The organism is Microbacterium sp. NPDC089190 (assembly GCF_040701795.1).
Lineage (GTDB): Bacteria > Actinomycetota > Actinomycetes > Actinomycetales > Microbacteriaceae > Microbacterium > Microbacterium galbum.
The window spans coordinates 364,695-384,799 of the sequence record NZ_JBFBHF010000003.1 but is presented as its reverse complement, the minus strand read 5'-3'; the positions used below and the strand labels follow the sequence as shown (position 1 = coordinate 384,799).

The following is a 20,105-nucleotide window of genomic DNA, read 5'->3' as shown; positions in this document are numbered from 1 at the left end:
GGCTCAGTGTACCGGCGCGCTCACGGCGCCCACGGGGCCCGTGGCCAGGGTGACGGGATCGGGGTTCGGAGCGAACCAGGTGCCCACCGCGTCTCCCGCGAGGGCGGATGCCACGAGGTCGGCGCTCGTGACGAGCACACCGACGCCGGCGGTCGACGCGAGCTTCGCCGCGGACGCCTTCGTGGCCGCTCCCCCGGTGCCGACACCGTTGACGACCCCGGCACCGAACTCGAAGTCGGAGAGATCGTCGCCCCAGGCCACATCGGTGATCGGGCGGGCGCCCGGCTCGCTCGGCGGGCGGGTGAAGAGGGTTTCGATGTCGCTCAGCAGCACCAGGGCGTCGGCACCGATGAGCTGGGCCACGAGGGCTGCGAGCCGATCGTTGTCGCCGAAGCGGATCTCGTGGGTGGCGACGGTGTCGTTCTCGTTGACGATGGGCAGGATGCCGAGACCGAGCAGCCGCTCCATGGCACGCCGAGCGTTGGAGCGGTGCGTGGCGTTCTCGAGGTCGCCGGCGGTCAGCAGCACCTGCCCGGCCAGCAGTCCGAACCGGTCGAGCGAGGTCTGGTAGCGCCACATGAGCACGTTCTGGCCCACGGCGGCGGCCGCCTGCTGCGTCGCGAGGTCGTTCGGCCGCCCCTCCAGGTCGAGCAGGGGCAGGGCTGTGGCGATCGCGCCCGACGACACGAGGACCACCTCGGTGCCGCTTCCGTGGGCGCGGGACAGCGCGTCGACGATCGTGTCGATGCGGTGAGCGCCGTCGCCGCTGATCGACGACGACCCGACCTTGACCACGACGCGGGATGCGCCGGGGATATCGGCGCGGGTCGTCGCGGTCACCGCTCCTCGTCCTCGGACGTCAGGGCGGACGAGTCGCCGTCGGGCGAGATCCCCGCGGCACGCGCCGCACGGCGCTCGGCCTCGAGCTCGGCGCGGGCGTCGGCCTTGGCATCCATTCGCTCGTGATACTGCTCGCGACGCTCCGAGGAGGTGCGGCGGTTGTTCTGCACCAGGCGGGGGTCGGTTCCGCGCGGCGCGGTCATGAGCTCCGCGGCGGAGGTGAGCGTGGGCTCCCAGTCGAAGACGATGCCGTCGCCGGGCCCGATGACGACCGTCGCACCGGCGACCGCGCCGGCGCGGAAGAGACCGTCTTCGACGCCCAGACGGGCGAGGCGGTCGGCGAGATAACCCACCGCCTCCTCGTTCTGGAAGTCGGTCTGCTGCACCCACTTGACCGGCTTGTCGCCGAGGATGCGGTAAAGGGGGCCGTACGTGCCGCCCTCCACCTTGATCTCGAAGTCCTTCTCCGCGCCCTTGGGACGGATGACGACCCGCTCGGCGGGAGCGTCGTCGATGGTGGCGAGGCGGTGCTGCTCCACGATGTCGCCGAGGGCGAACGTGAGCTCGCGCAGACCCGCGCGGCTGACGGTGGAGATCTCGAAGACCCGGAAGCCGCGCGCCTCGATGTCGGGACGGACGAAGTCCGCGAGCTCGTGCGCCTCGGGCACGTCGATCTTGTTGAGCACGACGATCTGCGGGCGCTCGAGCAGCGGCGCCTGACCCTCGGGCACCGGGTAGGCAGCGAGCTCCGCGAGGATGATGTCGAGGTCGCTCAGCGGATCGCGGCCCGGGTCGAGCGTCGCGCAGTCGAGCACGTGGACCAGCGCCGTGCACCTCTCGACGTGACGCAGGAACTCGAGCCCCAGACCCTTGCCCTCGCTCGCGCCCTCGATGAGGCCGGGTACGTCGGCGATCGTGTACCGCGCATCGCCCGCCTGCACCACGCCCAGGTTGGGGTGGAGGGTGGTGAAGGGATAGTCGGCGATCTTGGGCCGCGCGGCGGAGACCGCGGCGATGAGGCTCGACTTGCCGGCGGACGGGAAGCCGACCAGCGCCACGTCGGCCACGGTCTTCAGCTCGAGGACGACATCGCCCTCCCAGCCGGGGGTGCCGAGCAGGGCGAAGCCGGGGGCCTTTCGCTTCGGCGAGGCCAGGGCCGCATTGCCGAGACCGCCCAGGCCGCCGGGCGCGGCGACGAAGCGCATGCCGGGGGTGAGCATGTCGACCAGCACATTGCCGTCGGGGTCTTTCACCACGGTGCCGAGCGGGACGGGCAGTTCCTGGTCCTCGCCCAAGGCGCCCGAGCGGTGATCGCCCATACCGAAACCGCCGTTGCCCGCGGAGCGGTGCGGCGAGTGGTGGTACGACAGCAGGGTCGTCACCTGCGGGTCGGCGACGAGCACGACGTCGCCGCCGCTGCCGCCGTTCCCGCCGTCGGGACCGGCCAGCGGCTTGAACTTCTCACGGCGCACCGAGACGCAGCCGTTGCCGCCCTTGCCCGCACGCAGGTGCAGGGTCACGCGGTCGACGAAGGTGACCATGGCGGGTCCTTCCGGGTGGGCGGCGGCGGGGCCGACGCGGCGGAGACGGGGATGCCGTCGGTGCAGGCGGGGTTCGGGTCAGCCGTGCACGGGAAAAAAGACGAGGGGGCGGGCAGTGCCCACCCCCTCGGAAGCGCCGGAGCGCTGAGGATTACTCCGCAGCAGCGACGATGTTGACGACCTTGCGGCCGCCCTTGTTGCCGAACTCGACCGCACCGGCGGCCAGAGCGAACAGCGTGTCGTCGCCACCACGACCGACGTTGGCGCCGGGGTGGAAGTGCGTGCCGCGCTGGCGGACGAGGATCTCGCCGGCGTTGACGGCCTGGCCGCCGAAGCGCTTCACGCCGAGGCGCTGTGCGTTGGAGTCACGACCGTTGCGGGTGGAGCTTGCGCCCTTTTTGTGTGCCATCTCTGCGTCTCCTGGCTCTTACTTGATGCCGGTGATCTTGACGCGCGTGAGGTCCTGACGGTGGCCCTGGCGCTTCTTGTAGCCGGTCTTGTTCTTGAACTTCTGGATCACGATCTTCGGACCGCGCTCCTCGCCGAGCACCTCGGCCGTGACCGAGACCTTCGCGAGCTTGTCGGCGTCGGTCGTGACCGCGTCGCCGTCGACGAACAGGACGGCGGGCAGCTGGATGCTCTCGCCGACCTTCGCCTTCTGGCGGTCGAGCACGACGACCGTGCCGACCTGGACCTTCTCCTGGCGGCCGCCGGCGCGCACAACTGCGTAAACCACTTCACACCTGTTTTCGTTCGGGAGCGCACGGCTCCGGTTGTCTGATGACGTCGGGAGGGTCTGACGACCCAAGTCTCGGTGCGATCCGGCCGACGAAAGTCAGCGGGGTCACGCTCCGATGAGAGCGGACGCGACGCACCAAGGGTCAAGTTTAGCTCACCCGGGAGGATCCGGCAAAAGCATCCGCCCCGCGTGTCGACCGTAGGATCGCGGGATGGCGATCCTCATCGACGACCCGCAGTGGCCCGCGCACGGACGGCTGTGGGCGCACCTGGTGAGCGACAGCGACCTCGACGAGCTGCACGCCTTCGCCGCCGCCGCCGGCATCCCTCCGCGCGCCTTCGATCTCGACCACTACGACGTGCCCGATGAGCGGCACGCCGACCTCGTCGCCGCGGGTGCCCAGCACGTGGGCGGCAAGGAGCTCGTGCGCCGCCTGCGCGCCTCGGGGCTGCGCATCACCGCGCGCGAGCGGCGTCGCCCCCACGAGTGAGGTGCCGGACGCGCCCTCCGCAGACGAGCGGGGGTGACACGTCCGACACCTCGATGACGGATGCCGGGAGCTCAGGCGTCGGCGGGCGGCTGCGCGTTCACCGGGGTGCCGGTGAGGGCGGCCGTGGTCACGCGCCGACGTGAGCGACCCTGTCCCGGAGCCTTGGGCTCGGGAAGCGCCTCGAGCACGGACTCGAGGAGGGCGTCCTTCTCGGTGCGGGGGGCCTTGGGCTCGCGCTTCTTGCGCGGACGCTTCTCGCGCGCCGGTGCCGCGGGGGCCTCGGACTCCGACTTGGCCTCGAGAACGGCCTCCACCGAGGCGACGACCGCGGCTTCCACGACCGCCGGGTCGTCGATGGTGGGCTTCACGGTGGATGCCGCGATCTGCGCGAGGGCGGACTTCACCCCTTCGGTGATGACGTGCGTTCCGCCGGCCTGCGCGGCGGCTGCCCCGGTGTTGCCGCCGTTGCCGCCGTTCTGCGACGAGCCGTTTCCGTTGCCGCCGTTCTGGCCGTTGCCGTTCTGCCCGTTTCCGCCGCGACCGCGTCGGTTCGACGAACCGCCGTTGCCGTTACCGCCGCCGTTGCCGCCCGCCGATCCCGTGGCGCGGTGGCGCACCACGGGATCGTGGTGCACGATGACGCCACGGCCGGCGCACACTTCGCACGCCTCGCTGAAGGTCTCGAGCAGGCCGAGGCCGAGCTTCTTGCGCGTCATCTGCACCAGGCCGAGCGAGGTGACCTCGGCGACCTGGTGCTTCGTACGGTCACGGCTCAGGCACTCGATGAGGCGTCGGAGCACGAGGTCGCGGTTGGACTCCAGGACCATGTCGATGAAGTCGACGACGATGATGCCGCCGATGTCGCGCAGGCGGAGCTGACGGACGATCTCCTCGGCGGCCTCGAGGTTGTTCTTGGTGACGGTCTCTTCGAGGTTGCCGCCCGAACCGACGAACTTTCCGGTGTTGACGTCGACGACCGTCATCGCCTCCGTGCGGTCGATGACGAGCGAACCGCCCGAGGGCAGCCACACCTTGCGGTCGAGGGCCTTCTCGATCTGCTCCGTGACGCGGAACGCGTCGAACGGGTCCTGCTCGCCCTCGTACTTCTCGACCCGCTCGAGCAGGTCGGGGGCGACGCCCTGGAGGTACGACGAGATCGTCTGCAGCGCCTCGTCGCCCTGGATGAGCATGCGCGTGAAGTCCTCGTTGAAGACGTCGCGCACGATCTTGACGAGCAGATCGGGCTCGGAGTGCAGCAGGGCCGGGGCCTGGATCGTCTTGACCTGGCTCGACACGTGCTCCCACTGCGAGGTGAGGCGCTGCACGTCGAGGGTGAGCTGCTCCTCGGTGGCGCCTTCGGCGGCGGTGCGCACGATCACGCCCGAGGACTCGGGGAGCACCTCCTTCAGGATCTTCTTCAGACGGGCGCGCTCGGTGTCGGGGAGCTTCCGCGAGATGCCGTTCATCGTGCCGTTCGGCACGTAGACCAGGTAGCGGCCGGGCAGCGAGATCTGGCTCGTCAGGCGTGCACCTTTGTGGCCCACGGGATCCTTCGTGACCTGCACGAGCACGCGGTCGCCCGACTTGAGCGCCAGCTCGATGCGGCGGGGCTGGTTGTTGGTCTCGACGCCATCCCAGTCGACCTCGCCGGAGTACAGCACCGCGTTGCGGCCACGGCCGATGTCGACGAACGCCGCCTCCATGCTCGGGAGCACGTTCTGCACGCGACCGAGGTAGACGTTGCCGATGAGCGAGGCGTCCTGGTTGCGGGCGACGTAGTGCTCGACGAGCACGTTGTCCTCGAGCACGGCGATCTGGATGCGACCCGCCTTCGAGCGCACGACCATGACGCGGTCGACGGCCTCGCGGCGGGCGAGGAACTCCGCCTCGGTCACCACGGGCCGGCGGCGGCCGGCCTCGCGTCCGTCGCGGCGACGCTGCTTCTTGGCCTCGAGACGCGTGGAGCCCTTGATGCGCTGCGGCTCGGTGATGACCTCGACCGCGCGCTGGCGGACGGGGGCGGGGGGAGCCTCAGGGGCGTCATCGGCGGCGCCGGTGCCCGCTCCCCCACGGCGGCGGTTGCGTCGACGGGCGTTGGACGAACCGCGCTCGGCGGGACCCTCGTCGTCGCGGTCGTCGCGATCCCACGACTCCTCGCGGGCGGGCAGCGGCGGGAGCGCGGGAGCGTAGAAGTGCAGAGCGGTCGAGACGGCCGACACGAAGTTCTCGGGCAGAAGGCCGAGCGACACCGCCGTCGGGCGCGCGGGCTTCTCGGTCTCGGCGGGCTTCTCCGGCTCCACCGCGACGGCCTCTTCGGCCTTCGCGAGCTTCTCGGGGGCGGGCTCCGCGCCGGCGGGCTTCTCGGCGGAGGGCTCCTCGGCGGCGGGCTCCTCGAGGGCGGCAGTCGCCTCGGCGGTCGAAGAGGTGCCGCTCCGCTCGACGAGCACGTCGGCGGGGGCGTCGGAGTCGCCGCCGATGGGGGCGTCGTCTGCCGAGACGGCGGACGGGTCGACCGGAGCCTCCGCGTCGGCCTCGGCCTCGGGCTGCTCGCCCGTGGCGGCGTCGCCCGTGGCGGTGTCGCCCGTGGCGGTGTCGCCCTCGAGCACGGCCGGCGCCCGGGTGTCCTCGGCGGCGGCATGCGCGGCATCCTGGACCGCAGCCTCTTCCTCGTCGACACCGGAGGTCGCGGCAGGCGTGGTGTCGGCGGGGTCGGACGTGGCGACCGCCTCGGTCTCGCGGGTCTCGGTCTCGGGGTTCTCGATCGGCGCCTGCTCGGCGGGGGTCTGATCGTCGGTCACTTCGGCCATTCGGGGTTCTCCCTGGCGGGCGACACCGCGCGTCGCCCGACGAAATCTCATGCAGCGCCGCACCCGGCGGGGCTGCGAACTCACTCGGTCTGCAGCAGGCCTGCGGCTCGTGCTGCGAAGGGCGGTCATCGCCCGAAGTCTTCTGGGTGATGTTCCTGCGGCGCGGCCGCGGTCACATCAGCTTTCATTATCGCACGGACCGGCGAAACAGCCAGCGGACGGTCCCGTCGAGCGGCCCGATCGACGGCGACGGGCGACACGCGGCGGCATCCGCCCTCCCGTGGCGCGTCTCCCGGCGTTCGCTCGACGCCGAGAGGCCCACAGCGGGCCGATATGCCGACGGTGGCAGAATCGCCGCATGAGCGAAAGCGTCACCCCCCGACGTCCGATCGGCGTCGCGATCTGGTTGATCCTCGCGGGCGCGGTCGGATGGTGGGCGGCGTTCTCGCTCACCATGGAACGCTTCCATCAGCTCATGAACCCGGGGGCCGCCGCCTCGTGCGACTTCAGCGTCCTCGTGCAGTGCTCGACCAATCTGCAATCGTCGCAGGGCAGCGTCTTCGGTTTCCCCAACCCGATCATCGGCCTCGCCGCGTGGATCGCGCCGATCGTGGTCGGAATGGCGCTGCTGGCGGGTGCCCGGTTCGCCCGGTGGTTCTGGGTGCTGTTCTGGCTCGGGTTCGTCTTCGCCATCGGCTTCGTCGTCTGGCTCATCGCGCAGAGCCTCTTCGTCCTCGCGACCCTGTGCCCGTGGTGCATGGTCACGTGGTCGGTGGTCATCCCGTCGTTCTTCGTGGTGACGTTGCACGTGCTGCGCGAGGGCGTGATCCCGGGCGCGCCGAAGGTGCGGGAGATCGCCGACCGACTGATGGTGTGGGTGCCCCTCATGAGCTTCGCGTGCTACGTCGTCGTCGCCGTGCTGGCGCAGGTGCGCCTGGACGTGCTGTCGCAGCTCTGACGCGAGCGCGGTAGCGTTCGGGACATGGATGCCGTGAACCCCCTGGTGCCCGCGACGAGCGACCTCGTGTGGTCGGGTGGCGCCGTCGTCGCGCTGGGGCTCGCGATCTGGGGGCTGGTCAGTCTCTCGCGCACGGCCGGCTCGGCGTCGTCACTGGCGGTGGCACTGTGGGCGGCGCTCATTCTGCTGGTGCCCGTGCTGGGTCCGGTGGCCTGGCTCACGGCGGGTCGCCGGAGCGCGGTGAGTCGTCCGCGCGTCTGAAACGCGGGGCCCGAGCGCACCCGGCGGCACAGAGTCCCGGGGGGCGGTGGCGTCGACAGGCTCAGCCACCCGGGTCGCGAGCGGAGGTCCCTGACCCCGTCGAAGGGGCCGGGAACCGCCGAGGCGGTGGCCTCGACAGGCTCAGCCACCTCACGCCGCGACGGGCCGGCGGTGCGTCACGACAGGTCCGCGGGAGCGACGAAGGCCGCCACCCTCTCGGGCGACGGCCTTCTCGGCATTCAGGCTCAGGCGAACCAGATCGCGAGCTCGCGCTCCGCGGATTCGACGCTGTCGCTGCCGTGCACGAGGTTCTGCTGCACCTTGAGGCCCCAGTCGCGGCCGAAGTCGCCGCGGATGGTGCCGGGGGCGGCGGTGGTGGGGTCGGTCGTGCCGGCGAGGGAGCGGAATCCCTCGATGACGCGGTTGCCCGCGAGGCGGATCGCGACCGAGGGGCCCGACATCATGAACTCGAGCAGCGGCTCGTAGAAGGGCTTGCCCTCGTGCTCGGCGTAGTGCCGGGCGAGGGTCTCACGGTCGGGCTCGACCAGGCGGATGTCGACGAGGGCGTAGCCCTTCGCCTCGATGCGGGCGAGGATCGCGCCGGTCAGGCCGCGAGCCACGCCATCGGGCTTGACCAGGACGAGGGTCTCTTCGGTGGCCATGGGTCATTCTCCGTTCGAGAGGTCGGGGTCGGCGGCCCGCCGCGCGTTCGCACGATCGAGGGCCGCTCCCTTGATCGTCGCATACGCCCACATGCCGCCGAAAATGAGAGCGACCACGGCGAGGGCCGGAACCAGGAACCCCCCGAGCAGGAGGAGCACCTGCAGCCCCCACCCGGCGAACAGCGCCCAGCGGTGCCGCAACGAGCCCGAGACCGCGACCATGGCGACGGCGAGGACGACACCGCCGACGATCCCCCACCACGGCTCGATGCCGAACGGAAGCACCTTGAGGCCGTAGACCACGAGACCGCCGAGGAAGACGATGATCGACTCGAAGCCGAGGACCACCGCGCCGAGCGACTCCTGCGCGCCGCGCTGACGACGGGGCCGCGGGGCACGCGGTTCGCGCGGGCTCATCCCTGCCACCCGGCCTTCCAGTCCTCGAGTTCCGACAGGCGCAGAGCCTCTCCCGCGAGAACGACGGACCCGGCGATCACGACAGCCCGTCGGTCCGACTCGACGGCCCAGGAGCGCGCCGCGTCGGCGGCGTCCTCGAGCGTCGGGTGCACCGTCACCGGCAGGCCGGCGGCCTCGGCGACATCGGCGATCGCATCGGGATCGGTCGCGCGGTCGCTGTCGGGCGCGGTGGCGAAGACCCGGGCGACGGCCGGGGCGAGCGTCGTCATGATGCCCGCGGCATCCTTCCCCTCCAGGATGCCGACCACGGCGCCCCACTCGTCGATGTCGAACGACTCTTTCAACGCCGCGACCAGGGCGCGGGCGCCGTGCGGGTTGTGGGCGGCGTCGACGAACACGGTCGGCGCGGTACCGAGGAGCTGCAGGCGGCCCGGCGAGGTCGCGTTGCCGAGGCCGTCGGCCACGACGTCGGCGTTGAGCGGTTGCTCTCCCCCGCCGATGAGCGACTCGACCGCGGCGACGGCGAGGGCGGCGTTGGCGCCCTGGTGGGCCCCGTAGAGCGGGAGGTACACCTCGCGGTAGCTCCCGGCCACGCCGCGGATCGACACCTGCTGCCCGCCGACGGCCAGGGTCTGGTCTTCGAGGGCGAAGCCGTCGCCCGCCACGGAGACGGTGGCGCCCTCCTTCTCGGCGCGCGCGCGGATGGCCCGCAGCGCCTCGGGCGGTTGGGCGGCCGTGACGACCGCCGCACCGGGCTTGATGATCCCGGCCTTGACGGTCGCGATCTCGGCGATCGTCGACCCGAGGCGGTCCGCGTGGTCGATGTCGATCGGGGTGAACACCGCCACGTCTCCGTCGGCGGTGTTGGTGGAATCCCACTCGCCGCCCATGCCGACCTCGAGCACGAGCACATCGATCGGGGCGTCCGCCGCCACGACGAAGGCGAGCACGGTGAGGAGCTCGAAGAAGGTCAGCGGAGCGTCGTCGGATGCCGAGAGCTCGGCATCCACCATGTCGACGAACGGCTGGATCTCGTCCCACGCGTCGGCGATCGCGGCATCCGCCACGGGTTCGCCGTCGATGAGGATGCGCTCGGTGAAGCGCTCGAGGTGGGGGCTGGTGAACAGGCCGGTGCGCAGGCCCATCGCGCGCAGCAGGCTCTCGATCATGCGGCTGGTCGAGGTCTTGCCGTTCGTGCCGGTCACGTGGATGACGCGGTAGGTGCGCTGGGGGTCGGCGAGCAGCTCGAGCACGCGGCGCGTGCGCTCGACACGCGGCTGCACCCACTGCTCGCCCTGGCGCTCGAGGAGCGCGCTGTAGACGGCGTCGGCCCGGGTGCGGTCGCTCATGCGGACGCTCCGATCCGCGCGACGGCGACCGTGACGGCACCGATGTTCGCGTAGGTCTTCGCGGCGATCTGCGTCTCGTACTCGGCGGGCAGGGCGGAGCCGTGCTCGATGAGCCGGCCCTCGGGTCCCGCCAGCACGACGGCCTCGGCGAGCGTCTCGGATGCCACGCCCGCGGCGTCGAACGCCTGTGCCACCGCCTGCGCGTCGGCGTCCTCGACGAACGTCAGCGACAGGAAGATGCGGTCGCTCACGTCGAAGCCGGCGGCCTTGCGGGTGTCCTGGATGCCGCGGATCATGTCGCGCGCCAGGCCCTCGGCCTCGAGCTCGGGGGTGGTGACGGTGTCGAGCAGCACGAAACCACCGCCGGCGAGGACGGCGAGCGCCTCGCCCTCCGGCCGGCCCGCCGTCTCGACGACCAGGTCGTACTCGGCGGGCTCGAGCGGGATGCCGCCGGCGACGACCTGTCCGTCGACCTCCCTCCAGTCGCCCTCGCGGGCGGCCTTGATCGCCTGCTGCACCTGCTTGCCCAGGCGCGGCCCCGCGGCGCGCGCGTTGACCGACAGGCGGTGCGTGATCCCGTACTCGGCGGCGGTGCCGTCCTGCAGCGCGACCTGCTCGACGCTCTTCACGTTGAGCTCCTCGCGCAGGATGTCGTCGAATTGCGCGAGGCCCGCGGCATCCGGGGTCACCACCGTCAGACGCGGAAGCGGCAGGCGCACGCGCTTGCCCTCCTTCTTGCGCAGGGCGTTGGCGACGCTGGAGACCTCGCGGACGGTGTCCATCGCAGTGCGGATGTCTTCCGCCGCGGGGAACGCCGAGGCGTCGGGCCAGTCGGTCAGGTGCACGCTGCGCCCGCCGGTGAGCCCCTGCCACACGCGCTCCGACACGAGCGGGATGAGCGGGGCGGCGACGCGGGTGAGCGTCTCGAGCACGGTGTAGAGCGTGTCGAAGGCCTCGCGGCTCGTCGGGTCGTCGGTCACGCCGACCCAGAAGCGGTCGCGCGAGCGGCGGATGTACCAGTTCGTCAGCACCTCGGCGAAGTCGCGCAGGCGCTCGGCAGCGGTCGTGGAGTCGAGGCCCTCGAGATCGGCCGCGACGTTCGTCACGAGGTCGCCGGTGAGCGCGAGGATGTACCGGTCGAGCACGTCGGTCGAGTCGGTGCGCCACTCGGCGGTGTACCCCTCAGTGCCTGACGCATTCGCGTAGGTCGCGAAGAAGTACCACGCGTTCCACAGCGGCAGCAGGAACTCGCGCACGCCCGAGCGGATGCCCTCCTCGGTGACGACGAGGTTCCCCCCGCGCAGCACGCTCGACGACATGAGGAACCACCGCATGGCATCCGAGCCGTCGCGGTCGAAGACCTCGCGGACGTCGGGGTAGTTGCGCAGCGACTTCGACATCTTCTGCCCGTCGTTGCCGAGCACGATGCCGTGGCACGACACGCCCGTGTAGGCCGGGCGGTCGAAGAGCGCGGTCGACAGGACGTGCATGACGTAGAACCAGCCGCGGGTCTGTCCGATGTACTCGACGATGAAGTCGGCGGGGGCATGCTCGTCGAACCACTCGTGGTTCTCGAACGGGTAGTGCACCTGCGCGAACGGCATCGAACCCGAGTCGAACCAGACGTCGAGGACGTCTTCGATGCGGCGCATCGTCGACTCACCCGTCGGGTCGTCGGGGTTCGGGCGCGTCAGATCGTCGATGTAGGGACGGTGAAGATCCACCTCGCCGTCGGCGTTGCGCGGGAGGCGGCCGAAGTCGGCCTCCATGTCGGCGAGCGAGCCGTACACGTCGACGCGCGGGTGGTTCGGGTCGTCGCTCTTCCACACCGGGATCGGCGAACCCCAGTAGCGGTTGCGGCTGATCGACCAGTCGCGCGCACCCTCGAGCCACTTGCCGAACTGCCCCTCCTTGACGTTCTCGGGCACCCAGGTGATCTGCTGGTTGTTCGCCAGCAGATCGTCCTTGATGTCGGTCACGCGCACGAACCAGCTCGACACGGCCTTGTAGATCAGGGGGTTCCGGCAGCGCCAGCAGTGCGGGTACGAGTGCTCGTACGACGCCTCGCGCAGCAGGCGGCCGGCCTGCGTGAGCAAGCGGATGAGGGGCCGGTTGGCCTCCATCCAGAGCTCCCCCGCGACGTCGGTGACCGCCGCGAGGAACCGGCCGCCGTCGTCGAGCGAGATGATGGTCGGCAGGCCCGCGGCATCCGCGAGACGCTTGTCGTCCTCACCGTAGGCCGGAGCCTGGTGCACGATACCGGTGCCGTCGGAGACGGTGACGTAGTCGTCGACGAGGATCTTCCACGCGTTCTGCGTGCCCCACGTCTCGGCGTCGGCGTAGTAGTCGAAGAGGCGGTCGTACGACACGCCGTCCAGCTCCGCGCCCAGGATCGTGGTCTGCACGGCCGCGCGGGCGGCATCCGGGCTCTCGTAGCCCAGGTCTTTGGCGTAGTTCGGCAGCAGGTCCTCGGCCAGCAGGTAGCGGTGCGCGACCGCTTCGAAAGCTTCGTCGGCCGTGCCGTCGGGAGCCCGGTGCACGTCGGCGGCGCCGTGGGGTCCGCCCTCGACGACCGCGTACCGGATGCCGGGACCCACCGCGAGCGCGAGGTTCGTCGGCAGCGTCCACGGCGTCGTCGTCCATGCCAGGGCGCGCACACCCGTGAGGCCCAGGGCCTCGGCCTTGGCACCGACGAGCGGGAACGTCACGGTGACCGACGGGTCCTGGCGCATCTTGTACACGTCGTCGTCCATGCGCAGCTCGTGCGTCGACAGCGGCGTCTCGTCGCGCCAGCAGTACGGCAGCACGCGGTAGCCCTCGTACGCGAGGCCCTTGTCGTGCAGGGTCTTGAAGGCCCAGAGGACGCTCTCCATGTAGGTCGTGTCGAGCGTCTTGTAGCCGCGCTCGAAGTCGACCCAGCGGGCCTGGCGGGTGACGTAGTCCTGCCATTCGCGCGTGTACTCGAGCACCGAGTCGCGGGCCTTGGCGTTGAAGGTCGCCACGCCCATCGCCTCGATCTCGTCCTTCTCGGTGATGCCGAGCTGCTTCATCGCCTCGAGCTCGGCGGGCAGGCCGTGGGTATCCCACCCGAAGACGCGGTCGACCTTCTTGCCGCGCATGGTCTGGAAGCGCGGGAAGACGTCCTTCGCGTAGCCGGTGAGCAGGTGACCGTAGTGCGGCAGGCCGTTCGCGAACGGCGGGCCGTCGTAGAACACCCACTCCTCGGCGCCCTCGCGGTTCGCGATCGACGCACGGAAGGTGTCGTCGCTCCGCCAGAACGCGAGCGTGTCCTGCTCGATGGTCGGGAAGCGGGGGCTGGGGACGACGGATGCCGTCTCCGCGGCGCTGAGGTCAGCGGCGGGGCCGAAGGATGAGGGGCGAGGGTAGGTCATGTCTCTCCGCGGGTCGAGGTCTGCTCGCCGGGACGATCCTGTAGGGACCGCGGTACCACCCTGCATTGCGCCCCGCGACGGAGCGCCACTCTCACTGCGGCTATGACGGGCCTGCCCCGCGCGGTTCTAGTCCGGGCCTGGACCCGTTTCTTCCACGAGCTCCCCGGTGATGGCCGGATCGACGCCGTTCCCCCCATTCTACGCGAGCCGGGCGTCTTACGCGGCGGTTGTCAGGACGCACCGGACGCCGTCCAGGTCGAGTGTCCACGACACGCCGCACGGCACGGAGCGATGCGGCGTGTCGTGGACGCTCGACGCTCGACGGGGGCGGGCCCGGGCGCGGCGTGCGGGAGGGCGTGCGGCCGCGGGGCGGGCGCGCGGGAAGGGAAGCGGCTGCGGGGGCCGGCGACCCGGAGCGGGCTCAGGATGCCGCGGGGCCCAGGCCGGCGGCGGCGAGCAGCTCGCGCGTGAAGGGGTGCCCGGGGTCGGCGAAGACGCACGAGACGGCGCCCGAGTCGACCACTCGACCGTCCTTCATCACGATGACGTCGTCGGCGATCGCGGCGACCACGTCGAGGTCGTGCGTGATGAACACCATCGCGAGGTCGCGCTCGGCCTGCAGCGCGAGGAGGCGGTCGAGGATGCGCGCCCGCACCGAGGCGTCGAGGGCCGACACGGGCTCGTCGAGCACGAGAAGATCGGGCGACACCGCCAGGGCGCGAGCGATCGCCACGCGCTGCCGCTGCCCGCCGGAAAGCTGCGCGGGACGACGGCGCACGAACCCCGGGGAGAGCCCGACCTCGTCCAGCAGCGCGGCGACGGCGGCGCGGCGCCCCCTGCGCGGCACCCCTCCGGCGGCGACGGCCTCGATCAGGGTTCGTCCGACCGTCCATCGCGGGTCGAGCGCGCCCCACGGATTCTGCTGCACCAGCTGCACGCGCGTGCGCGCGGCGCCGACGGCGACCCGCGATGACCAGGGACGGGCGTCGAAGCGCAGCGACCCGGCATCCGGATCCGTCACCCCCACGATCATGCGGGCGAGGGTCGTCTTGCCCGAGCCCGACTCCCCCACCACCGCGAGGGTGCGCCCGCGGCGCACCGCGAGCGAGACGCCGTCGACCGCCACGCGATCGTCGAAACGCTTGACGAGGCCCTCGGCGCTCACCAGGGGCTCGTCGGTGCGCGGGGCCCGGCCGAGCGGCTCGTGCGAGACCGCCGCCACGAGCGCTCGCGTGTGCGGATCGCGAGGGGATGCCAGCACTTCGGCCGTCGCACCGGTCTCGATGACGCGTCCCTCGTGCATGACGACGATGCGATCGGCGACCCGGGCGACCGCACCGAGATCGTGGCTGATGAACACGACCGCCACGCCGTCGTCGGCGATGCGGCGGAGCAGGCCCAGCACGCGGGCCTGCACGGTGGCATCCAGTGCCGTCGTGGGTTCATCGGCGACCAGCACCGGGGGGTGCGCCGCCAGCGCGGAGGCGATGAGCGCGCGCTGACGAAGGCCCCCCGACAGCTCGTGCGGGTAGTGCCGCGCACGCTCGTCGGGCTCCGGCATCGCCACGCGCTCGAGGCTGTCGCGCACCCGGGTGGCGAGAGCGGCACCGCGCACCGCGGGCTCGTGGATGCGGACCGGCTCGGCGACCTCGGCACCGATGCGGCGCAGAGGATCGAGCGAGACGAGGGCGTCCTGCGACACCAGTGCGATGCGACGACCGCGGAGCCCTCTCCACTGCCTCTCGCCGAAGCCGCGCGCGTCGACGCCGTCGATCTCGAGCTCGTCGGCCGTGCTTCGCAGGTTCGTCGGTGTGAGCCCCATCAGCGCCCGGGCGCTCACCGATTTGCCGGTGCCCGACTCGCCGACGATCGCGACGCATTCCCCCGGAGCGACGTCGAGGTCGAGACCGCTGACGATCGCGCCCGACGGACCGTCGATGCGCAAGCCCCGCACCCGCACGCCGCTCATGCGCCCCGCTCCTCGACCCGTGCGCGGAGGATGCGGCCGATGACGCTGACGCTCACCACGGTCGCGGTGATCGCCACCCCCGGGAACAGCGCCACCCACGGGGCCTGCAGCAGGAGGTTGCGCCCCGCGGAGAGCATGAGGCCCCACTCCGGCGTCGGCTCGGTGGGACCGAGTCCCAGGAAGCTGAGCCCCGCGGCGGCGAGGATGCTCGTCCCGATCCCGATGGTCGCGAGCACGCTGACGGCACCGAGCACCCCCGGCAGCACGTGGCGCACGTGCACCACCGGGGCGGGAACGCCGATGAGGCGCGCCGCTTCGACGTGCTCCGCCGCCGCGAGCGAGCGCGTCTGCGCGCGCGCGAGTCGCACGTACACCGGAACCGCCGCGATCGTCACCGCGATCGCGACGTTGACCGCGCCGGGACCGAGTACCGCCACCACGAGCAGCGCCACGAGGAACTCGGGGAAGGCCAGCAGCACGTCGACCACACGCATCGTGGCCGCGTCGACGAAGCGCGGCGCCACGGCCGACAGCGAGCCCGCCACGACGCCGACCGCGAGCGCCAGGGTGGTGGCGAGCAGGCCGATGCCGACCGAGCGCCCCGCCCCGTGCACGACGCGCGAGTAGACGTCGCGGCCGCTCTGATCGGTGCCGAACCAGTGCGCCGCGCTGGGCGGCTGCAACGCGGAGCGCACGTCGGTGAGCAGCGGGTCATGGGTCGCCAGCAGCGTCGGCGCGACGGCGGCGAGGGCGATGGCCGCGAGCACGACGCCCGCTGCGCCCAGCGCCGCCGTTCGTCCGGCGCGGCTCGTCGCGCGACCGCTCACGACGGCACCGCCGTCCGCGTGCGCAGAGCAGGTCCCGCGGAACGCAGCCGCGGGTCGATGAGGGGCACGACGAGGTCGACGATCGTGTTGACCACGACGAAGACGAGCGCGCTGAGCAGGATCACCCCGGTGATCACGGGCAGGTCGCGGTCGGTGATGGCGGTGAGCGTCACGCGGCCGATGCCCGGTCGGGCGAATACGGTCTCGACCAGCACCGCCCCGCCCAGCAGGGATCCGACGAGGTAGGCGGCGAGGGTGAGTCCCCCGACGCCCGCGTGCCGCAGCGTGTGGTGCACGCTCTCGCGCACCGCCCCGGCGCCACGGGCCCGCACGGTCAGCAGGAACGGTTCGCGCTCGGCCGCCTCGACGCCGTCGCGCAGCACCTGCGACAACAGGGCCGCGACGGGCAGGGCCAGCGTCACCGCGGGGAGCACGATCGCGGCGCCGTCCCGCGCCCCCGACACCGGGAACCACCCCAGCTGGAACGAGAACACGCTGAGCAGCACGAGCCCCGTCCAGAACACCGGCGACGACAGCACCACGAGCTCGATTCCGGATGCCACGGCCCGGCCCGTCCGCCCGCGCACGAGCAGAGCGGATGCCAGGGCCAGCACCAGCGCGATCACCAGGGCGAGCGCCGAGAGCTGCAGCGTCGGTCCGAGCTGCCGGCCGATCACCTCGGTCACGGGCAGGCGCAGCTGGTACGACTCGCCCAGGTCGCCGCGGGCGAGGCGACCGAGGAACACCGCATATTGCTCGAGCACCGGGCGGTCGAGGCCGAGATCGCTGCGCATCGCCGCCTTGACCGCATCGCTCACCTGCGCCTGCGGCCCGAGCATCACCTCGACGGGATCGCCCGGGATGACGCGGAAGGCCACGAACGCCAGGGTCGCCGCCCCCCACAGGACCAGGACGACGGATGCCACGAGCCCGCCGACGCGCGTGACGATCGCGCGCGGGCGAGAGCGTGGCATCCGGTATCCGTCGTCGCAGGGGCGCTCAGCCGACCGTGGCGGTGGCGAAGAGCGGACGACCGTAGAGGTCGAAGCTCAGCCCGGTGACGTCGGGGCGCACGGCGCTGATCAGCGTGGGGCTGTACAGGGGCACGGTCGCGGCGTGCTCGGCGTTCCACTGTTGCACCTGGGCGTACACGTCGTTGCGCGCGGCCGTGTCGGTGGTCGAGGCGCCCTGCTCGAGGAGGGCGTCGATCGCCGGGTCGCTCACCTGCGAGGCGTTCTGGAACCCGTCGGTCGCGAGGTGGCTGCGCAGCAGGTCGGGGTCGACGCCGGAGAAGCCCCAGTCGGTGACGTCGTAGGTCTTCGGGCCGTACTGCTCGTTGTACGCGCCCGGCTCGAGCACCTCGCGCTGCAGGTCGAAGCCCACCGCCTTCAGGTCGCTCTGCACGGCGTTGGCCAGCGCGGCGCGGTCGTCGGGCACGGGGGTCCAGGCGATCCAGCGGGCCGTGAGGCGCTGGCCGTCCTTGGTGCGGATGCCGTCGGCATCCCGTCCGGTCCAGCCGGCCTCGTCGAGCAGGGCGTTCGCGGCGGCCGGATCGAAGGGCCACGAGTTCTCGAGGCTCGCGTCGTAGCCGGGGGTGGTGGCGCCGAGGATGCTCCACGCGCGAGGGTACTGGCCGAAGAAGATCTCGCTCACGGCGGTGTCGACGTCGATCGCACGGGTGAACGCCTGGCGCACCTTCTGATCGGCGAAGACACCGTACTTCTCGTTGAGGAAGAGCGAGTAGGGCAGGCCCGGGTAGGCGATCGACTGGACGGTGTCGTCGGCCGGCACCTGCGACACGAGGTTCGGCGGCAGGTTGGTCACGACGTCCGCCTGGCCGCTGGAGAGCGCCCCCACCCGCACCGAGGCCTCGGGGAGGATGTCGACGCGAAGCGTCTTGAAGGTCGGCGCGCCGGCGCCGTCGGGACCCCAGGTGTAGTCGTCGTTGCGGGTGTAGACGATGTCCTGGTCGGGCGTGTACTCGGTCAGCTCGAAGGGGCCCGTGCCGACGGTGACGTCGGGACCGCCCGCGGCGAGCTGGTCGGCCTGGGTCTCGAGCACCTTCGGGGAGTAGAAGCCGAGGAGCGCCGTGCTCGCGGCCTGCAGGAACGGCGCGTACGGCTGCGTGAACCGCACGCGCACGGTGTGCTCGTCGACGACGTCGGTGCCCGCGTACAGCTCGCCGCCGAGCATGCTCGCGGCCTGGGCGGAGGCGGTGTCGGGGTCGACGATGCGGTCGAAGTTCGCCTTGACCGCGGCCGCGTCGAAGGGCGTGCCGTCGTGGAAGGTCACGTCGTCGCGCAGGCGGAAGAGGTAGCTCGCGCCGCCGTCCTCGATCTCCCACGACTCGGCGAGCCAGGGCGAGAACGATCCGTCGGCCTCTTGGAACACGAGCGAGTCGAGCACGGCCCGCTGCACCATCGCGGTGACGTCGAGCTGGCTGGTCTGCGGGTCCATCTTGCCGGCCGAGAGGTTCGCGCCCTCGATGGCCCAGACGATCTCGCCGTCACCGGATGCCGCCGGGTCGGACCCGGCGCAGGCGGAGAGGGACAGAGCGGCGACCGCGCCGACGGCCACGGCCGAGAGGACGCGGCGGGAAAGCTGAGAGGGCATGACGAAACCTCGAGGTATCGGGTGGGGAACCTCCAGCCTACCGGTGTTCCTGGACCGGGTGCGGAAAGTGGCGGCTGCGGCGCCGCGCGATCTGCCCGTGCGGGGCGATCGGCCGTTGTGCGGTCGTCTGCCCTGGGTCAGTGATCGGCCTCCGATCAGTCGCCTCCCCGCCACCGCACTTACCCGGAGCAGATCACTGAGCCTGCAGAGGCACCGAGCTTCGACCCCGGCCCACGTCAGCGATCCGGCCGGGGTCAGTGATCGGCGCCCGATCAGTCGCCTCCTTGCCACGGCACCCGCCTCAGGGCAGATAACTGACCCTGCGACGGCACCGGGCCTCGACCCTCGCCAGGACGGCGCCCACCACTCTCCCGGTCGGCCGTGCGTCAGGCCTTGTGCAGACCTTGCGCGACGGCGTGCATGATCCGCTCCTGCACGTCCTCCCACTGGTGCATGACCTGGGCGTACCCGACTCGGATGACGTGATAGCCCATCAGCATGAGCTGCGCGTCGTGATCGATGTCGGAAGTCCGTTGTGCGCCGACGTGATGCGCGCCATCCTTCTGAACCACGAGACGCTCGCCGATCAGCACATCGACGCGGTGACCCGCGATCCAGATCTGCAGGCGGACGGGGAGATGCAACCACCGCAGCCGAACGATGAAGATGGTCTCGAGCCCGGAGTCGGCCCACGGCGACGACTCGTGAGCGAGGCGCCGCGCCGCTCCCGTCCACGGCAGCCGCCGCAAAACCTCCACGTCGATGAGTCGCTGGTTGAGCGCCGAGTCCCACACCGTTCGCGCCCGTTCGTAGGGCTGACACGCTGCGACCGTCATGAGCACGTTCTCCACCCCGTCTTCGAGGGCGTCAGGATGCCTCGGGACGACCGGTCGCTGCCAATGGACGACGGCTGCGGGCCCACGCACCCGACCCGACCCGCGGTACGCGACATGCGGGAGCTCGGGCGACTCTGCGATCCAGAGCTTCAGACGCCGAGCCGCGGTGACGCAAGACAGCACGACGCCCGTACGGGCCGCTGCGACGAGAAGCGGATCCGCACCCGGAACGGCCACCCAGTTGCGTTGCACGCGGAAGAGCAGTCCCTTCTCCACCGCGCGGGCCAGGTGATGCTTGCTGTGTCCCTCGTCGAGGAGCCGTGTCGAGCGGGCGACGCCGCCGAGCAGCGCCACACGATCGGCGATTCGAAGAGTCGGCGGAGGGTGCATACCGTCCATCGTGT

General features: G+C 71.5%; 17 protein-coding genes. 3 read left to right on the top strand and 14 right to left on the bottom strand.

Going from position 1 to position 20,105, the window contains the following annotated elements; translation table 11 throughout:
• Positions 1-3: 3 nt before the first annotated feature.
• The 4 genes from proB to rplU form a co-directional block, all read right to left on the bottom strand.
• Positions 4-840, bottom strand: coding sequence for a glutamate 5-kinase (proB, locus tag AB0230_RS11780; protein ID WP_315995608.1), 837 nt, complete (start codon positions 838-840; stop codon positions 4-6).
• Positions 837-2,381 carry a GTPase ObgE gene (obgE, locus tag AB0230_RS11775; protein WP_366375895.1) on the bottom strand — a complete coding sequence of 515 codons (1,545 nt, stop codon included), beginning with the start codon at positions 2,379-2,381 and terminating at the stop codon, positions 837-839. Before obgE ends, proB begins: the two co-directional genes overlap by 4 nt.
• A 151-nt stretch (positions 2,382-2,532) precedes the next feature.
• Positions 2,533-2,790 carry a 50S ribosomal protein L27 gene (rpmA, locus tag AB0230_RS11770; RefSeq protein ID WP_058596273.1) on the bottom strand — a complete coding sequence of 86 codons (258 nt, stop codon included), beginning with the start codon at positions 2,788-2,790 and terminating at the stop codon, positions 2,533-2,535.
• An 18-nt stretch (positions 2,791-2,808) separates the two neighbouring features.
• Positions 2,809-3,117, bottom strand: coding sequence for a 50S ribosomal protein L21 (rplU, locus tag AB0230_RS11765; protein WP_076675829.1), 309 nt, complete (start codon positions 3,115-3,117; stop codon positions 2,809-2,811).
• 214 nt (positions 3,118-3,331) lie between these two features.
• Between rplU and AB0230_RS11760 the strand changes: the two genes are divergently transcribed.
• Complete coding sequence (locus AB0230_RS11760) at positions 3,332-3,610, top strand: DUF4031 domain-containing protein (RefSeq protein ID WP_315995606.1); 279 nt, start codon at positions 3,332-3,334, stop codon at positions 3,608-3,610.
• A 71-nt stretch (positions 3,611-3,681) separates the two neighbouring features.
• Here the strand turns inward: AB0230_RS11760 and AB0230_RS11755 are convergent, their stop codons facing one another.
• On the bottom strand, positions 3,682-6,417 hold the full coding sequence (locus AB0230_RS11755; RefSeq protein WP_366375892.1) for an Rne/Rng family ribonuclease: 2,736 nt from the start codon (positions 6,415-6,417) through the stop codon (positions 3,682-3,684).
• A gap of 358 nt (positions 6,418-6,775) precedes the next feature.
• Here AB0230_RS11755 and AB0230_RS11750 point away from each other — a divergent pair, with 358 nt between their 5' ends.
• Both AB0230_RS11750 and AB0230_RS11745 read left to right on the top strand, forming a co-directional pair.
• Positions 6,776-7,375 (top strand): vitamin K epoxide reductase family protein, encoded by a 600-nt coding sequence (locus tag AB0230_RS11750; protein WP_363579165.1) that lies wholly within the window; start codon positions 6,776-6,778, stop codon positions 7,373-7,375.
• Positions 7,376-7,399: 24 nt separating this feature from the next.
• Complete coding sequence (locus AB0230_RS11745; protein WP_366375890.1) at positions 7,400-7,636, top strand: PLDc N-terminal domain-containing protein; 237 nt, start codon at positions 7,400-7,402, stop codon at positions 7,634-7,636.
• A gap of 245 nt (positions 7,637-7,881) precedes the next feature.
• On the opposite strand, the gene ndk is transcribed toward AB0230_RS11745, so the two are convergent.
• From ndk to AB0230_RS11700, 9 genes are all read right to left on the bottom strand, one after another.
• Complete coding sequence (gene ndk, locus AB0230_RS11740; protein ID WP_103209139.1) at positions 7,882-8,298, bottom strand: nucleoside-diphosphate kinase; 417 nt, start codon at positions 8,296-8,298, stop codon at positions 7,882-7,884.
• A 3-nt stretch (positions 8,299-8,301) separates the two neighbouring features.
• Positions 8,302-8,715 carry a DUF4233 domain-containing protein gene (locus AB0230_RS11735; protein ID WP_315995602.1) on the bottom strand — a complete coding sequence of 138 codons (414 nt, stop codon included), beginning with the start codon at positions 8,713-8,715 and terminating at the stop codon, positions 8,302-8,304.
• Entirely contained in the window at positions 8,712-10,064 is a 1,353-nt protein-coding gene (locus AB0230_RS11730; protein WP_366375887.1) for a folylpolyglutamate synthase/dihydrofolate synthase family protein, read from the bottom strand. Before AB0230_RS11730 ends, AB0230_RS11735 begins: the two co-directional genes overlap by 4 nt.
• Positions 10,061-13,456, bottom strand: coding sequence for an isoleucine--tRNA ligase (ileS, locus tag AB0230_RS11725; protein WP_366375885.1), 3,396 nt, complete (start codon positions 13,454-13,456; stop codon positions 10,061-10,063). Before ileS ends, AB0230_RS11730 begins: the two co-directional genes overlap by 4 nt.
• 421 nt (positions 13,457-13,877) lie before the next feature.
• Complete coding sequence (locus tag AB0230_RS11720; protein ID WP_366375883.1) at positions 13,878-15,425, bottom strand: ABC transporter ATP-binding protein; 1,548 nt, start codon at positions 15,423-15,425, stop codon at positions 13,878-13,880.
• On the bottom strand, positions 15,422-16,252 hold the full coding sequence (locus tag AB0230_RS11715) for an ABC transporter permease (protein WP_315995598.1): 831 nt from the start codon (positions 16,250-16,252) through the stop codon (positions 15,422-15,424). The genes AB0230_RS11720 and AB0230_RS11715 overlap by 4 nt, the downstream gene beginning before the upstream one ends.
• Positions 16,249-17,226 (bottom strand): ABC transporter permease, encoded by a 978-nt coding sequence (locus AB0230_RS11710; protein ID WP_366375881.1) that lies wholly within the window; start codon positions 17,224-17,226, stop codon positions 16,249-16,251. Before AB0230_RS11710 ends, AB0230_RS11715 begins: the two co-directional genes overlap by 4 nt.
• Before the next feature lie 25 nt (positions 17,227-17,251).
• Positions 17,252-18,865 (bottom strand): ABC transporter substrate-binding protein, encoded by a 1,614-nt coding sequence (locus AB0230_RS11705; protein ID WP_366375879.1) that lies wholly within the window; start codon positions 18,863-18,865, stop codon positions 17,252-17,254.
• A gap of 386 nt (positions 18,866-19,251) precedes the next feature.
• The gene (locus AB0230_RS11700; RefSeq protein WP_366375877.1) at positions 19,252-20,100 is read right to left on the bottom strand and encodes a DUF559 domain-containing protein; all 849 of its coding nucleotides are present in this window, start codon (positions 20,098-20,100) and stop codon (positions 19,252-19,254) included.
• Between the last annotated feature and the right edge of the window lie 5 nt (positions 20,101-20,105).

What these genes read in the sequence shown, in the direction of transcription:
- obgE (WP_366375895.1), bottom strand. Translation starts at nt 2,381, where the DNA reads ATGGTCACCTTCGTCGACCGCGTGACCCTGCACCTGCGTGCGGGCAAG.
- rpmA (WP_058596273.1), bottom strand. Translation starts at nt 2,790, where the DNA reads ATGGCACACAAAAAGGGCGCAAGCTCCACCCGCAACGGTCGTGACTCC.
- AB0230_RS11760 (WP_315995606.1), top strand. Translation starts at nt 3,332, where the DNA reads ATGGCGATCCTCATCGACGACCCGCAGTGGCCCGCGCACGGACGGCTG.
- AB0230_RS11755 (WP_366375892.1), bottom strand. Translation starts at nt 6,417, where the DNA reads ATGGCCGAAGTGACCGACGATCAGACCCCCGCCGAGCAGGCGCCGATC.
- AB0230_RS11750 (WP_363579165.1), top strand. Translation starts at nt 6,776, where the DNA reads ATGAGCGAAAGCGTCACCCCCCGACGTCCGATCGGCGTCGCGATCTGG.
- AB0230_RS11745 (WP_366375890.1), top strand. Translation starts at nt 7,400, where the DNA reads ATGGATGCCGTGAACCCCCTGGTGCCCGCGACGAGCGACCTCGTGTGG.
- ndk (WP_103209139.1), bottom strand. Translation starts at nt 8,298, where the DNA reads ATGGCCACCGAAGAGACCCTCGTCCTGGTCAAGCCCGATGGCGTGGCT.
- AB0230_RS11735 (WP_315995602.1), bottom strand. Translation starts at nt 8,715, where the DNA reads ATGAGCCCGCGCGAACCGCGTGCCCCGCGGCCCCGTCGTCAGCGCGGC.
- AB0230_RS11730 (WP_366375887.1), bottom strand. Translation starts at nt 10,064, where the DNA reads ATGAGCGACCGCACCCGGGCCGACGCCGTCTACAGCGCGCTCCTCGAG.
- ileS (WP_366375885.1), bottom strand. Translation starts at nt 13,456, where the DNA reads ATGACCTACCCTCGCCCCTCATCCTTCGGCCCCGCCGCTGACCTCAGC.
- AB0230_RS11720 (WP_366375883.1), bottom strand. Translation starts at nt 15,425, where the DNA reads ATGAGCGGCGTGCGGGTGCGGGGCTTGCGCATCGACGGTCCGTCGGGC.
- AB0230_RS11710 (WP_366375881.1), bottom strand. Translation starts at nt 17,226, where the DNA reads ATGCCACGCTCTCGCCCGCGCGCGATCGTCACGCGCGTCGGCGGGCTC.
- AB0230_RS11705 (WP_366375879.1), bottom strand. Translation starts at nt 18,865, where the DNA reads ATGCCCTCTCAGCTTTCCCGCCGCGTCCTCTCGGCCGTGGCCGTCGGC.
- AB0230_RS11700 (WP_366375877.1), bottom strand. Translation starts at nt 20,100, where the DNA reads ATGGACGGTATGCACCCTCCGCCGACTCTTCGAATCGCCGATCGTGTG.